Source organism: Streptomyces sp. NPDC024555 (assembly GCF_055559335.1).
This window is the reverse complement of record NZ_JBVHKV010000010.1, coordinates 52,440-65,977: the sequence shown is the minus strand read 5'-3', so window position 1 is coordinate 65,977 and position 13,538 is coordinate 52,440. Positions and strand designations below refer to the sequence as shown.

The window sequence follows — 13,538 nt, the reverse complement described above, 5'->3', positions numbered from 1 at the left end:
GTCCGCTCAGCGCCGCACCCTCGGCATCCCCAGTCCGATCCAGGAGATGATCTCCCGCTGGATCTCGTTGTTGCCGCCGCCGAAGGTGAAGATGACGGCGGAGCGGTAGCCGCGTTCGAGTTCGCCGTGCAGGACGGCGCCGGCGGAGCCCTCCTTGAGGGGGCCGGCCGCGGCGACGACCTCCATGAGCCAGGCGTAGGCGTCGCGGCGGGCCTCGGAGCCGTAGACCTTGACGGCGGAGGCGTCCTGGGGGGTGAGGGTGTGGTTCTGGACGGCGCCGACCATCTGCCAGTTGAGCAGTTTCATGGCGTCGAGCCGGGTGTGGGTGCGCGCCAGTCGGGCGCGGACCCAGCCGAGGTCGATGACGCGGCGGCCGTCGGCGAGGCGGGTTTCGGCGGCCCAGCGGCGGACGTTGTGCAGGGCGCGGATGGCCATGGTGCCGTGGGCGGCCAGGGTGACGCGTTCGTGGTTGAGCTGGTTGGTGATCAGGCGCCAGCCCTGGTTCTCCTCGCCGACGCGGTGGGAGACGGGGACGCGGATGTTCTCGTAGTAGCTCGCCGTGGTGTCGTGCGAGGCGAGGGTGTTGATCAGGGTGCAGGAGTAGCCGGGGTCGGAGGTCGGGACGAGGAGCATGGTGATGCCCTTGTGCGGCGGGGCGTCCGGGTCGGTGCGGGCGGCGAGCCAGACCCAGTCCGCGGTGTCGCCGTTGGTCGTCCAGATCTTCTGCCCGTCGACGACGTACGTGTCCCCCTCGCGCACCGCGCGCGTCCTGAGGGCGGCGAGGTCGGTGCCGGCGTCGGGCTCGCTGTAGCCGATCGCGAAGTCGATCTCGCCGGAGAGGATCCCCGGCAGGAAGCGGGCCTTCTGCTCGTCGGTGCCGAACCGCATGATCGTCGGGCCGACGGTGTTGAGCGCCATCAGGGGCAGGGGGACGCCCGCCTGGGCCGCCTCGTCGAAGAAGATGAACTGTTCCATCGGGGACAGGCCCCGCCCGCCGTACTCGGTGGGCCAGCCGACGCCGAGCCAGCCGTCGGCGCCGAGCCGGCGGATCGTCTCGCGGTAGAAGCGCTTCTGCGCCGCCGGGTCGGCGTAGCGGGCGTAGGCGTTGTCGGGGACCAGGGCGGCGAAGTAGGTATGCAGTTCGGCGCGCAGCCGCTGCTGTTCCGGCGTGTATTCGAGGTGCACGGCCCCTCCAGGAGTCTCGCTTCGCGTCGACCGTCTGCGGCGGCGCACACAGTAGAACGTGTTGCAAGAATCCGGAAGGGGCACGGCCGAGGGGTGCGCCCCGGCCCGGTCAGCGTCTGACGGCCCGCAGCACGACGAACTTCGGATCGCCCGCCACCGTCGTGCAGTTGCCGAAGATCCGGCGCAGCCGGGTGTGGTAGCCGAGGTGGCGGTTGCCCACCACCCACAGCTCCCCGCCGGGGCGCAGCGCGGTGCGCGCTCCCTCGAACATCGCGCGGGCCGTCGCGTCGGTGGTGGCCTGGTGGGAGTGGAAGGGCGGATTGTTCAGCACCAGGTCGGCGCTGCCGGGCTCGGCGTCGGTGAGCCCGTCTCCGACGACGAAGCGGGCCCGCGCGTCGGAACCGGTGTTGGCCCCGAAGGTCGCCTCGGCGGAGGCGACGGCCCCGTAGGACTCGTCCACGAAGGTCACCGTGGCCTCGGGGTTGGAGAGCGCGGCGGCCAGGCCGAGGACCCCGTTGCCGCAGCCGAGGTCGACGACCCGGTCGGGTCCGGTGCGGTCCGGGAGGTGCTTGAGGAAGAAGCGGGTGCCGATGTCGAGCCGGTCGGCGCAGAAGATCCCGGCATGGTTGACGACGGTGCGTCCGGCGACGGCCCCGGCGTCCCCGGGCAGCGTGTAGCGGAGCGGCCAGGGGCTGGGCCCGGGGTCGGTCGCGGGGTCCGGGGTGCAGTGGATCAGCCGGGCCTTGGAGACGGCGAGCGAGGTGCGGGTGGGGCCGATGATCCGCTCGAACAGGGCGAGGGTGGAGGTGTGGATCTCCTTCACCATGCCGGTGCCGACGACGACGGTCCCGGCGTGGACGGCCGGGGCCAGCCGGTGCAGTTCGTCCTCCAGGAGCGCGAGGCTCTTGGGCACCCGCACCAGCAGCACGTCGATGCGGGCCGGCGGGATGTCCCGCACGGACAGCCGGCGCACGGTCGCGGGATCGGTCCCGTTGCGCTCCAGATTGGCCGTGGTGGCCCGCCGGGCCAGGTAGGAGTCGCCGATCTGTACGGGGCGGTGCGCGGCCAGCGCCGTGGTGAGCGCGCCCCAGCGGTCGCCGACGATCACCACGCTGCCGGACAGGTCGACGGGACCGCCCTCGCCCTCCCCCTCCAGATGGCGCAGGAGATAGGCGTCGGCGGCGTCCCAGGCCCGGAACGGGTCGCGCGGGTGCTCGGGGAATCGGGCGAGGTCGTATCCGCCCGTTGACGTCGTCAAACGGTTCATAGCGCGTTCAGGCTAGCCGAGCGCGGAGCCCTGCCCGTACACGTGCGGTCCGCGCGGACCGCGCCCCCGGCCGGCTGCGGCCGTCGGGACGCGGTCCGGTGCCGTACGCGGTCTACGGCAGCAGCTTGTCCATCGCCGCGCGGCCCTCCTCGGCGAGCCGGCGTTCCGCCCAGGCCAGATTGCCGGGTGTCAGGTCGCGTCCGGACGCGAGCACCACGTCCTCCGCCGTCGGGTGGTCGCTGGCACCGGTGTGCAGCAGACCGTCCGGGGTCACGGATTCGGGATCGTCACTCATGCCGCCCTCCTCGTCCTTGCGCCAATTCTCGCTCCGCCCCGACGGGCTCGCATCCGAGGGCCGGAGGACCGGGACCACACCCTCACTTGACCTGCACATGATAGATACGGAGCGTTCACACCTGCGTCACGGTGCGTGTGGAAGGCTCCGGCTGACCACCCAGCTGCGCGACCACCGCGGAACCGTCCCCCACCCTGTGACGGCGCCGCGGTGGTCGTTTTTCCGGAGAGGACACCCCACATGTCCCGTCGTCACCTTTCGCCCCGGCGCCCGCTGCTGACCGCTCTCGCGGCCTTCGCGGTGCTCGCCGGGACCGCGGCCGCCGCCCCGGCCGCGACACCGCCGTCCGCGCCGGCCGCGGCCACCCCGCTCTCCGCCCTGGACGACACCTACTACCAGGACGCGCTCGGCAAGACCGGCAGCGCCCTCAAGAGCGCCCTGCACACGATCGTCCGCGACCAGTCCACGGTCAGCTACAGCCAGGTCTGGGACGCGCTCAAGAACACCGACGAGGACCCGGCCAACCCGTCGAACGTGATCCTGCTGTACACCGGGCGCTCCCAGTCCAAGAACGACAACGGCGGCAGCGTCGGCCAGTGGAACCGCGAGCACGTCTGGGCCAAGTCCCACGGCGACTTCGGCACCGCCACCGGCCCCGGCACGGATCTGCACCATCTGCGCCCGGCGGACGTGGTCGTCAATTCCAAGCGCGGCAACAAGGACTTCGACAACGGCGGCACCGAGCTGAGCGACGCACCCGGCAACTACACGGACAGCGACTCCTTCGAACCGCGCGACGCGGTCAAGGGCGACGTGGCCCGGATGATCCTCTACATGGCCGTCCGCTACGACGGCGACGACGCCTTCGCCGACCTCGAACCGAACGAGCTCGTGAACAACGGCTCCTCGCCGCACATCGGCCGGCTCTCCGTGCTGAAGGCCTGGAGCCAGGAGGACCCGCCGGACTCCTTCGAGAAGCGCCGCAACGACGTGATATTCGAGAGCTACCAGCACAACCGCAACCCGTTCATCGACCACCCGGAGTGGGTGGAAGCCATCTGGTGAGCCCGGCCGGGCGGGGCGCCGGGTTCAGCCGGCGCCCCGCCCCAGGCACCAGTCCACCGCCTCCTCGCGGGTGGCGAAGGTGCGCGGGTCGCCGTCCTCGTGGCCGGGGCGGCGCAGCAGACCGTCCGGATCGGCCACCGCGGTCCGCAGCCCGTCGGCGGTCAGCCGGGCCAGTCCGTCGCGGAGCATGGCACGCGCCACCCCGCCGATGCCGGTCACCCGCACCAGGTCGAGCACGGCGCCGGTCCCCTCCGGTCCCGCCTCGTCCAGGGCGTGGAGCACGTGCTCGGCGGCGGTGAAGTCGAGGGCCCCCTGGGCGGCCACGACGGCGACGTCCTCGTGGGCGGCGCGCTCGTGCCCGGCGGCCGGGGCCGTCGGCAGGTCGTCGGCGGTGGTGACCAGGGTGACGGTGGAGCCGGCGAGCGCGGGGTTGTACATCAGGTGCAGACCGAGCCGCCGGGAGAGTTCCCCGATCGCGAGGCGGCCGCGCACGGAGGTTCCGGTCGTGTCCAGGGGCGGACTGTACGCCGCGACACCGAACCGGGCGGGTCCGGCGGCGATCAGCCCGCCCGACACGCCGCTCTTGGCCGGCAGGCCGACACGCAGCAGCCAGGCGCCCGAGGAGTCGTACATCCCGCAGGTCGCCATGACGGCGAGGACCTGGGCGGCGACGGCCTCGCTCACCACCTGCTCGCCGGTGAGCGGATTGACCCCGCCGTGCGCGAGGGTGGCCGCCATCGCGGCGAGGTCCAGGGCAGTGACCCGGACCGCGCACTGGCGGAAGTACGTCTCCACGGCCGCGACCGGGTCCACGGGCAGCGGGCCGGTGCTGCGGATGAGGTAGGCGAGGGCGCGGTTGCGGTCGCCGGTGAAGGACTCGGAGGCGTACACCTGCTCGTCGACGTCGAGGCTCCGGCCGGCGAAACGGCTCAGGCAGTCCAGGATGCGGGTGAACCGGGGCGTGCCGGGGGTGTGGGGGATCAGGGCGGTGGTGACGATCGCGCCCGCGTTGACCATGGCGTTGGCCGGGCGGCCGGTGGCGCGTTCGAGGCTGATCCCGTTGAACGCCTCGCCGCTCGGTTCGGCGTTGACCCACCGGGAGACCTCGTCGAGGCCGAGCAGGGACAGCGCCAGGGCGTAGACGAACGGCTTGGACACGGACTGGGCCGTGAACGGCACGTCGGCGTCGCCGGCGCTGTAGCGGTGGCCGTCCATGCTGACCAGGGCCAGGCCGAAGTCGTCCGGGTCGGCGAGGGCCAGTTGCGGGATGTAGTCCGCGAGTTCGCCGTCGCCGACGTCCGCGTACCGGGCGTGCAGTTCGCCGAGCGCGTCCGTGACCGCGCCGGTGGCGGGACTCACCGTCAGCCGCGCTCGGCCTGGGCGATCCGGGGGAACGACTTCACTCCGGCGGCCTTGCGGCTGTTGGCGTGCTGGCTCACGGTGGTGGCCGGGCGGACGTCGTCGAAGCCGAGGACCACGGAGTCCAGGACCGTGCCGGAGGCGTCCACGAACTCCACCCGCACGGCGTAGAAGGCGGCCTCGTCACTGGAGTTGGTGACCCGGACGAGCGCGCTGCGGAACTGCTCCGACGCGGCGACGGGCAGCCCGTTGACCGATACGTCGTCGACGGCGTCGCCCTTGCCCCCGACCCCCTTGAGCAGGGCCACCGCCCGCTGGCGGTTGCGCTCCACGTCGGCGGAGACGGAGGCGGCGAAGTCCTGCTGGGTGCGCTGGCTCTCACTGGCCGAGGGCGATTCGGCGGGCGCCGCCGAGACCGTGCGGATGCTGCGGGCCGTGCCCTGCGAGGAGGTGTCGGAGTCGCCGCAGGCGGCGGCGGTGGCGCCGAGCGCGGCCGCGAGCACGGCGGTGGTCAGGGTGCGGGCCGCGCGGCGGCCGGGGGCGCGTCGGACGGGACTGGTCTGGTACACGGACGCTCCGTCTGCTCATGAGGGCGGAAGACCAACTCGCCCATATTAGGATCAAAAGGTATGAATTGACCCGTCGAATCACCCGTCCCGCACGGCAGTGCGCGCAAGTCCCGGGAGGGAACTGATGGATACGGACGCCCTGACCGCCGGTCTGCTGCGAGAACTCCGCGCGGCCAAGACCTATCCGGCGCTGTCCCTGACCATGCCGACCCACCGCAAGGCCCCGGACAACGCCCAGGACGCCGTACGGCTGCGCAACCTGGTCTCCGAGGCCGCCGCCCGGCTGGAGGCCGACCCCGCCGTCAGCCGCGAGGCGGGCGCCGCGGTCCGCGCCCAGCTGGACCGGGCCGTCGCCGAGATCGACCCCCGGCGGGCGCTGGACGCGCTCGTCCTGCTCGTCACGGCCGACGAGTACCAGATCTGGCAGTTGCCGCGCACCGCACCCGAACGGGTGGTGCTCAGCGACACCTATCTGACCCGCAACCTGGTCGCCGCGAAGGCCCAGGCCCGGCCCTTCTGGGCGCTCACCGTCGCCGCCGACCACGCCGCCCTCTACAGCGGAACCGCCGACACCGCGCACGAGGAGCACCTGGGCGGCTTCCCGATGACGGCCCCGCGCGAGGAGCCCAACCCGCAGCGCGAGGAGCGCATCGGGGACACCCCGAGCACCTTCAGCGACGAGGAGACCCGGCAGTTCCTGCGCACCGTGGACGAGGCGCTGCGCGGTGTGCTGGCCGGCGATCCGCGCCCCCTCTACCTGGTGGGTCTCGCCCCGGCCCTCGCGCTCTTCGACGAGGTGGGCGAGACGGGCGGGGACGCGGCGGGCCGCGTCACCAAGGGCGCCCCGGCCGAGACCACGCCCAGCGGTCTGCTCACGGAGCTGCGCCCCGCGCTGGAGGCCCGGCGGAAGCGGTTCGCCGCGGAGATCGACGGCAAGCTGGACGAGGCGCGCGGCCGGCGCGCCTTCGCCGGCGGTCTGGACGAGGTGTGGGCGGCCGTCCGCGAGGGCCGCGCCGGTCTGGTCGCGGTGGAGGAGAACTACCAGCAGACCGTCCGGGTCGACGAGGAGCACCTGGTGCCGGTCGACGACGCCGCGGCCGACCCCGCCGACCACCGCTACCGCGAGGACATCGTCGACGAACTCGTGGAGGCGGCGCTGGACAGCGGTGCCGACGTGGTCTTCGTCGCCGACGACGCGCTCAAGGAGCACGGGCGCATCGCGGCGGCGCTGCGCTACTGACCGCGCGCCGACGGCGAGGGCCCGGACGGATTCCTCCGTCCGGGCCCTCGCCGTTCGCCCTCAGCCCCGCCAGGTCCAGTCCGCCACCTCGGGCAGATCGGTGCCGTGGACGCGGATCCAGTCGTGGTGGCGGGTGCGGGTGTCCGCCATCGCCTGACGCACCGCCACGGCCCGGACGCCGAGCCCGGGAACGCGGTCGATCACGTCCATGACGAGCCGGTAGCGGTCGAGGTCGTTGCGGACCACCATGTCGAAGGGCGTGGTGGTGGTGCCCTCCTCCTTGTAGCCGCGGACGTGGAGATGGGGGTGGCCGGCCCGGCGGTAGGCCAGCCGGTGGATCAGCCACGGATAGCCGTGGTACGCGAAGATGACCGGCTTGTCCCGGGTGAACAGGGCGTCGTACTCGGAGTCCGGCATCCCGTGCGGATGCTCCCCGTGCGGCATCAGCCGGGCCATGTCGACGACGTTGACCACCCGTACCGCCAGTTCGGGCAGATGGCGGCGGAGCAGATCGGCCGCGGCCAGCGTCTCCAGCGTGGGGACGTCGCCGGCGCAGGCGAGCACGACATCGGGTTCGCGGGCGCCGTCCTCGGTCCCCGCCCATTCCCAGACCCCGGCGCCTCGGGCGCAGTGGGCACGGGCCTGGTCCAGGGTGAGCCAGTCGAAGCTCGGCTGCTTGCCCGCCACGATGACGTTGACGTAGTCCCGGCTGCGCAGCGCGTGGTCGGCCGCGGAGAGCAGGGTGTTCGTGTCCGGGGGCAGATAGACGCGCACGACCTCGGGGCTCTTGTTGAGGATGTGGTCGACGAATCCGGGGTCCTGGTGCGAGAAGCCGTTGTGGTCCTGGCGCCAGACGTGCGAGGTCAGCAGGTAGTTGAGGGAGGCGATCGGGCGGCGCCACGGCAGCCGGCGGGAGGTCCGCAGCCACTTGATGTGCTGGTTGACCATGGAGTCGACGATGTGCGCGAAGGCCTCGTAGCAGGAGAAGAGGCCGTGCCGGCCGGTCAGGAGATAGCCCTCCAGCCAGCCCTGGCACAGGTGCTCGGAGAGGACCTCCATGACCCGGCCGCCGGGGGCCAGATGCTCGTCGGTCGGCAGGACGGCGGCCTCCCAGGCCTTTCCGGTCGCCCCGTACAGCGCGTCCAGCCGGTTGGACGCGGTCTCGTCGGGGCCGACGACCCGGAAGTCGCGCCGGTCCGCCGTGGCCGCCATCACGGCCTCCAGCAGTCCGCCGAGGACCCGGGTCGGTTCGTGCAGGACCTTGCCGGGCGCGGTCACCTCGACGGCGTGGTCCTCCAGCGGGGGCACCGGCAGATCACGCAGGAGCAGCCCGCCGTTGGCGTACGGGGTCGAGCCCAGCCGGGCCGCGCCCTCGGGAACACAGGCGAGCACCTGGGCGGTGGGGCGTCCGGCGGCGTCGAAGAGCTCCTCCGGCCGGTAGGAGCGCATCCACTCCTCCAGCTGCCGCAGGTGCTCCGGGTTGTCCCGGACCCCGGGCAGCGGGACCTGGTGGGCCCGCCAGGTGCCCTCGACCGGGACGCCGTCGACCTCGGCGGGGCCGGTCCAACCCTTGGGGGTGCGCAGGACGATCACGGGCCACCGCGGCCGGCCGGCCGCCCCGCCGTCGCGGGCGGCCCGCTGGATCTCCCGGATGCGGTCGTACGCGGTGTCCATGGCCCCGGCCATGGCCCGGTGGACGGTGAGCGGGTCGTCGCCCTCGACGTACAGCGGGTCGTGGCCGTAGCCGCGCAGCAGCGCGTCCAGTTCGGGTTCGGGGATGCGGGCGAGCACCGTCGGGTTGGCGATCTTGTAGCCGTTGAGGTGGAGGACCGGCAGGACCGCCCCGTCGTGGACGGGGTCGAGGAACTTGTTGGCGTGCCAGGAGGTGGCCAGCGGGCCGGTCTCCGCCTCGCCGTCGCCGATGACGCAGGTGACCAGCAGATCGGGGTGGTCGAGCGCGGCACCGTAGGCGTGGGCGAGGGCGTAGCCGAGTTCGCCGCCCTCGTGGATGGAGCCCGGGGTCTCCGGGGCGACATGGCTCGGGACGCCGCCGGGGAAGGAGAACTGGGTGAAGAGCCGGCCCATCCCGGCCGCGTCCCTGCCGACGTCGGGGTACGTCTCCGAGTAGCTGCCCTCCAGCCAGGAGTTGGCGAGGACGGCGGGGCCGCCGTGGCCGGGGCCCCAGACGCACAGGGCGTCGGCGGAGCGCGCGCGTACGAGGCGGTTGAGGTGGGTGTACACCAGGTTGAGGCCGGGTGAGGTGCCCCAGTGGCCCAGCAGCCGCGGTTTGATGTCCGTGGGGACCAGCGGCCGGGTGAGCAGCGGATTGTCCATCAGGTAGATCTGTCCGACGGCGAGGTAGTTGGCCGCCCGCCAGTGGGCGTCGAGCGCGGCCGCCTCCTCGTCGGTCAGGGGGGTGGGCGGCGGGGCGTCGCTCATGGTCACCTCTCGGGGCGGTCGGGGCGGGGCGCTCAGTGCGGTTCGGGGCCGTACCAGACGGTGGTGGCGTTGCAGAACTCCCGGATGCCGTGGCCGGCCAGCTCGCGTCCGTAGCCGGAGCGCTTCACCCCGCCGAAGGGCAGCGCGGGGTGGGACGCGGTCATGCCGTTGAAGAACACCCCGCCGGCCTCCAGGTCGCGGACGCAGCGCCGCTGCTCCTCGGCGTCCCTGGTCCAGACGTTGGAACTGAGGCCGAACGGCGTGTCGTTGGCGATCTCCAGTGCCTCGTCCAGGCTCTCGGCGCGGTAGAGCGTGGCGACGGGTCCGAAGGTCTCCTCGCGGTGGACGCGCATGGCGGGGGTGATGCCGGCCAGGACGGTGGGGGCGTAGAACCAGCCGTGCTCCAGTCCTCCGCTCAGCCCCTCGGGCACGCCCCCGCCGCAGAGGGCGCGGGCGCCCAGGCGCACCGCGTCGTCGACGAGTTCCGCGAGGTCGTCGCGGCCCTGGCGGCTGGCCAGCGGGCCGATGTCGGTGGACTCCTCCATGGGGTCTCCGACGACGAGGTCGCGCATGCCCACGGTGAACCGTTCGGCGAACTCCTCGTACACCTCGGAGTGGACGACGAAGCGCTTGGCGGCGATGCAGGACTGGCCGTTGTTCTGGACCCGGGCGGTGACGGCGGTCCGGGCCGCCCTGGCGACGTCGGCCGAGGGCAGGACCAGGAAGGGGTCGCTGCCGCCGAGTTCCAGGACGGTGTGCTTGACCTCGTCGCCCGCGACGGCGGCCACGGCGCGGCCGGCCGGTTCGCTGCCGGTGAGGGTGGCGGCGGCGATCCGCGGGTCGCGCAGGACGTCCTCGACGGCGCCGGAGCCGATCAGGAGGGTCTGGAAGCAGCCGGCGGGGAATCCGGCCCGGCGGAAGAGGTCTCCCAGGTAGAGCGCGGTCTGCGGCACGTTGGAGGCGTGCTTGAGGAGTCCGGTGTTCCCGGCCATCAGCGCGGGGGCCGCGAAGCGGACGACCTGCCAGAGCGGGAAGTTCCAGGGCATCACCGCCAGGACGGTGCCCAGCGGCCGGTAGCGGACGCAGGCGCGGGAGGCGCCGGAATCCTCGACGTCGGCGGGGGCGGGGTGTTCGTCGGCGAGGAGTTCCTCGGCGTGGGCCGCGTACCAGCGCATCGCCTTGGAGCACTTCGCGGCCTCCGCGCGGGCGGCCTTGAGGGGTTTGCCCATCTCCAGGGTCATGGTGCGGGCGATGTCCTCGCGGTCCTCGTCGAGGAGGTCGGCGGCCCGGTTCAGCAGCCGGGACCGTTCGCCGAATCCGGTGGTGCGGTACTCCCGCCGGGCCGCCTCGGCCGCCGCGAGCCGCTGTTCGATGCCGTCCGCGTCCAGGGCGTCGAACGTCCTGAGGGTTTCGCCGTTCGCCGGGTTGACCGTCGCGATGGGCATGACGGTGTCCTCCTTGCCTCGGTACTTCGACCGTGCCGCGCCGGGCCCGCCCGCGCAACGCGGACTGCGCCACCCGCACGCACGGCCGGCGCGGACCGTGCCCGCGCGGGGCGGGCGGTCCGCGCCGGCGGTGGCGCGGGTTCCGGGGTGCCGGGAGCGGCGGGGCCGCTGGGCTCCGGCCCCGGTCAGACGAGGGCGGGGGCGTCGGTCCGGGCCGGGGCGGCCGGCGGGAGGTCCGTCACCGCGGCCGGGGTCCGGCGGAACTCGCGCACACCCGGCAGCGGGGGCAGCGGCACGCGCTCGATGTGCTGCGGCTCCTGCGCGTAGCGGGTGAACCAGACGACCTTGCCCTCGGCGGTCCGGCAGGTGCCCCAGCTGTCACTGAGGGCCATGACCCGGCTGAGGCCGCCGCCCTCGTGCAGCAGACGCGGCATCTCGGTGCCGTTGTCGGCGACGGAGACCGTCAGGTGCCGTCCGGACCAGCGCAGTTCGACGACGCAGTCGTTGTCGTTGCCGACGTGCCGGTGGACGTTGGTCAGCAGCTCCTCCACCGCGCGGCACACGGGCCGTACATGCGGTTCGAGACGCCAGTGGCGGAGGTGTGCGGCGACGATCCGTCGCAGCTGGGGCACACGCTCTGCCGAAACCTGTAGTTCGACCAGATAGTGCCGGTCGAGTGGAACGGTCATCGTCGAGGCTCCTCACATCGAGGCCCACCGCTTCGCCCGTCTGAATCAACGACCCCCGAATACGAACAGTGAGCAGATGTCACTTCTGGGTCACTCCTCAGGGTGAACCTCCTGGGCCGGTCACGCAACACGAATGGGTGCGCACCCCCGGTGACCGGCGCATATGCCTCGGGTGCGAGTGCCCCGCCGCCCGATCCGGCCCGATGCGAGCGGGAGACCCTAGCGGTTCTCCAGCCGGAGGCGCACCTCTTCCTCCTGGTCGCCGGAGACGGTGCCGGTCACGGTCACGTCGAAGGCTCCGGCGAGTCCCTGGCGGAGCCGGTCGACGGCCCAGTAGCCGCCCTGCACGTCGAGGGTGACGGGTCCGCCGAGCCGTACCGTCCCGGACACCACCCGGACCTCGTCGACGTCGACGGTCACGGCCCAGGCGGTGGGGCGTGGACCGGTGAGGTCCTTCGGTACGTCGACCGAGGCGCGGTCGGTGGTGAAGGCGGCCCGCAGCACGTCGAAGACCGTGCCCGCGTCGCCCTTGTCGCAGCCGCTGACGACGACCGAGACCTCGCGGCCGTAGCGGCTCTCCTCGGTGCGCGGCTTCTCCTGTGTCATGTTCACCGGGCATCCCTCCGTAGACGGTTCCCTTCCAGGCTCGCCCCGGGGCCGGGAAGCGGCGACACGGACGGACGGCCAGCCCTGCGGGTACGGGCGCGCCTTCGCCGGAGCACCCGAAACGCAATCCGGGTCAATATCCACTTAAAACATGAAATTACCGCTGAAGGCCGAGTGACAGCCCACCCCCGGGGTATCCGGCAGATATGGACGTATCGGATGGAGCCCTGAATACCCTGGCCACCACGCTCGCGGACGGTCGGGGGGCGACCGGGGTGGTGATGGCCGTGATCGGCGTGATCCTGGTGGCCCTGCTGATCGGTGCCGTCTGGCTGGGCCGGAAGCGGCGCGCGCAGGAACTGCCGCCGCCCCGCCCCGACGAGCAGCCGGTCCCCCCGGACCACCGCGCCCATGTGGAGGAACGCGACGTCCACGGCGACGACAGCTTCCCCGCCGACGGCCGCGGTCTGTCGCCGTACGAACTGGGTGACCACGGCAGCGAGACCCTCCGCCGCGACGACGAGCGGCGCGAATGAGCGGGCGCCGGCGGGCGGGGGAGGCGGTGGCGTCATGACGGGAGACACCACGGGCTCCGGCCTGCGCGCGCCGCTGACCGGGCCCGCGGCTCCCTGCTGGGTCAATCTGATGACCCGGGACCTGGAGTCGGCCCAGAAGTTCTACGGGGCCGTGATGGGCTGGACCTTCCGGCAGGGCCGGCTCGGCCGGGAGTTCGCGGTGGCCCGCCGGGGCGACGTACCGGTGGCCGGGCTCGGCGCCGTGGCCACGGCCTACCGGGTCGCGGTGGCCTGGACGCCGTACTTCGCGGTCCGGGACGCCGATGCGGTGGCCGGCCGCATCCGGGAGCGCAGCGGTACGGTCGCGGTCGGCCCGCTGACCCTCAGCAAGGGACGCGGCGCCCTGGCCGCCGACCGGGACGGGGCGTCCTTCGGCATCTGGGAGCGCACCGCGCCCACCACCCCGCCGCCCTCCCCCAACGGCCGTTCGCACGCCTGGCTGCGGCTGCGCACCCGCAACGCCTTCGACGCCGCGATCTTCTACGGCGAGGTGCTGGAGTGGGCCAGCGGCAGGCCCGGTGCCTGCGAGGTGGCGTACGAGAAGGACGAGGTGATCGTCCGGTGCGACGGGCGGCAGCTGGCCCGGATCGGCTCCGGTGCGGTCGAGGCGGCCCCGGACCCGCTGGTCAGGCCGCACTGGCAGGTCAACTTCCCGGTGGACGACCTCGCGGCGGCCGTCGCGACGGCACGGGACCACGGCGGCTCACTGGTCGAGGAGCTGTCCCGCCCCGAGGGACCCGAGGCGACCCTGGTCGATCCGGAGGGCGGGCTCTTCACGCTCGCGGACTCCGGCTCCTCCTGAGG

General features: G+C 73.0%; 13 protein-coding genes. 4 read left to right on the top strand and 9 right to left on the bottom strand.

Translation table 11 applies throughout. From position 1 onward, the window contains the following. Positions 1-6: 6 nt before the first annotated feature. The 3 genes from ACZ4FH_RS18670 to ACZ4FH_RS18660 form a co-directional block, all read right to left on the bottom strand. Positions 7-1,185 carry an acyl-CoA dehydrogenase family protein gene (locus tag ACZ4FH_RS18670; protein WP_467305900.1) on the bottom strand — a complete coding sequence of 393 codons (1,179 nt, stop codon included), beginning with the start codon at positions 1,183-1,185 and terminating at the stop codon, positions 7-9. Between the two features lie 109 nt (positions 1,186-1,294). Beyond that, positions 1,295-2,452, bottom strand: coding sequence for a methyltransferase (locus tag ACZ4FH_RS18665; RefSeq protein WP_467305899.1), 1,158 nt, complete (start codon positions 2,450-2,452; stop codon positions 1,295-1,297). A gap of 112 nt (positions 2,453-2,564) precedes the next feature. Beyond that, the gene (locus tag ACZ4FH_RS18660; protein WP_383634028.1) at positions 2,565-2,747 is read right to left on the bottom strand and encodes a hypothetical protein; all 183 of its coding nucleotides are present in this window, start codon (positions 2,745-2,747) and stop codon (positions 2,565-2,567) included. Positions 2,748-2,987: 240 nt separating this feature from the next. On the opposite strand from ACZ4FH_RS18660, the gene ACZ4FH_RS18655 reads away from it, so the two are divergent. Then, positions 2,988-3,812, top strand: a complete 825-nt coding sequence (locus ACZ4FH_RS18655; RefSeq protein ID WP_467305897.1) for an endonuclease I family protein — start codon at positions 2,988-2,990, stop codon at positions 3,810-3,812. 24 nt (positions 3,813-3,836) lie between these two features. Here ACZ4FH_RS18655 and glsA read toward each other — a convergent pair whose 3' ends face one another. Further along, positions 3,837-5,171, bottom strand: coding sequence for a glutaminase A (glsA, locus tag ACZ4FH_RS18650; RefSeq protein WP_467305896.1), 1,335 nt, complete (start codon positions 5,169-5,171; stop codon positions 3,837-3,839). A gap of 2 nt (positions 5,172-5,173) precedes the next feature. After that, complete coding sequence (locus ACZ4FH_RS18645) at positions 5,174-5,740, bottom strand: hypothetical protein (RefSeq protein WP_467305895.1); 567 nt, start codon at positions 5,738-5,740, stop codon at positions 5,174-5,176. Positions 5,741-5,864: 124 nt separating this feature from the next. Between ACZ4FH_RS18645 and ACZ4FH_RS18640 the strand changes: the two genes are divergently transcribed. After that, positions 5,865-6,980, top strand: a complete 1,116-nt coding sequence (locus ACZ4FH_RS18640; protein WP_467305894.1) for a baeRF3 domain-containing protein — start codon at positions 5,865-5,867, stop codon at positions 6,978-6,980. Positions 6,981-7,040: 60 nt separating this feature from the next. Here the strand turns inward: ACZ4FH_RS18640 and ACZ4FH_RS18635 are convergent, their stop codons facing one another. From ACZ4FH_RS18635 to ACZ4FH_RS18620, 4 genes are all read right to left on the bottom strand, one after another. Beyond that, positions 7,041-9,419, bottom strand: a complete 2,379-nt coding sequence (locus ACZ4FH_RS18635; RefSeq protein ID WP_467305892.1) for a phosphoketolase family protein — start codon at positions 9,417-9,419, stop codon at positions 7,041-7,043. A 32-nt stretch (positions 9,420-9,451) separates the two neighbouring features. Further along, positions 9,452-10,864, bottom strand: a complete 1,413-nt coding sequence (locus ACZ4FH_RS18630; protein WP_467305891.1) for an NADP-dependent succinic semialdehyde dehydrogenase — start codon at positions 10,862-10,864, stop codon at positions 9,452-9,454. Positions 10,865-11,049: 185 nt separating this feature from the next. Further along, positions 11,050-11,553: an ATP-binding protein gene (locus ACZ4FH_RS18625; RefSeq protein WP_467305890.1), complete on the bottom strand. Its 504-nt coding sequence runs from the start codon at positions 11,551-11,553 to the stop codon at positions 11,050-11,052. Between the two features lie 219 nt (positions 11,554-11,772). Continuing rightward, on the bottom strand, positions 11,773-12,159 hold the full coding sequence (locus ACZ4FH_RS18620; RefSeq protein WP_467305888.1) for a hypothetical protein: 387 nt from the start codon (positions 12,157-12,159) through the stop codon (positions 11,773-11,775). A 206-nt stretch (positions 12,160-12,365) separates the two neighbouring features. Here ACZ4FH_RS18620 and ACZ4FH_RS18615 point away from each other — a divergent pair, with 206 nt between their 5' ends. Beyond that, entirely contained in the window at positions 12,366-12,695 is a 330-nt protein-coding gene (locus ACZ4FH_RS18615) for a DUF6479 family protein (RefSeq protein WP_467305886.1), read from the top strand. A gap of 34 nt (positions 12,696-12,729) precedes the next feature. Further along, complete coding sequence (locus ACZ4FH_RS18610; protein WP_467305884.1) at positions 12,730-13,536, top strand: VOC family protein; 807 nt, start codon at positions 12,730-12,732, stop codon at positions 13,534-13,536. Positions 13,537-13,538 lie beyond the last annotated feature (2 nt).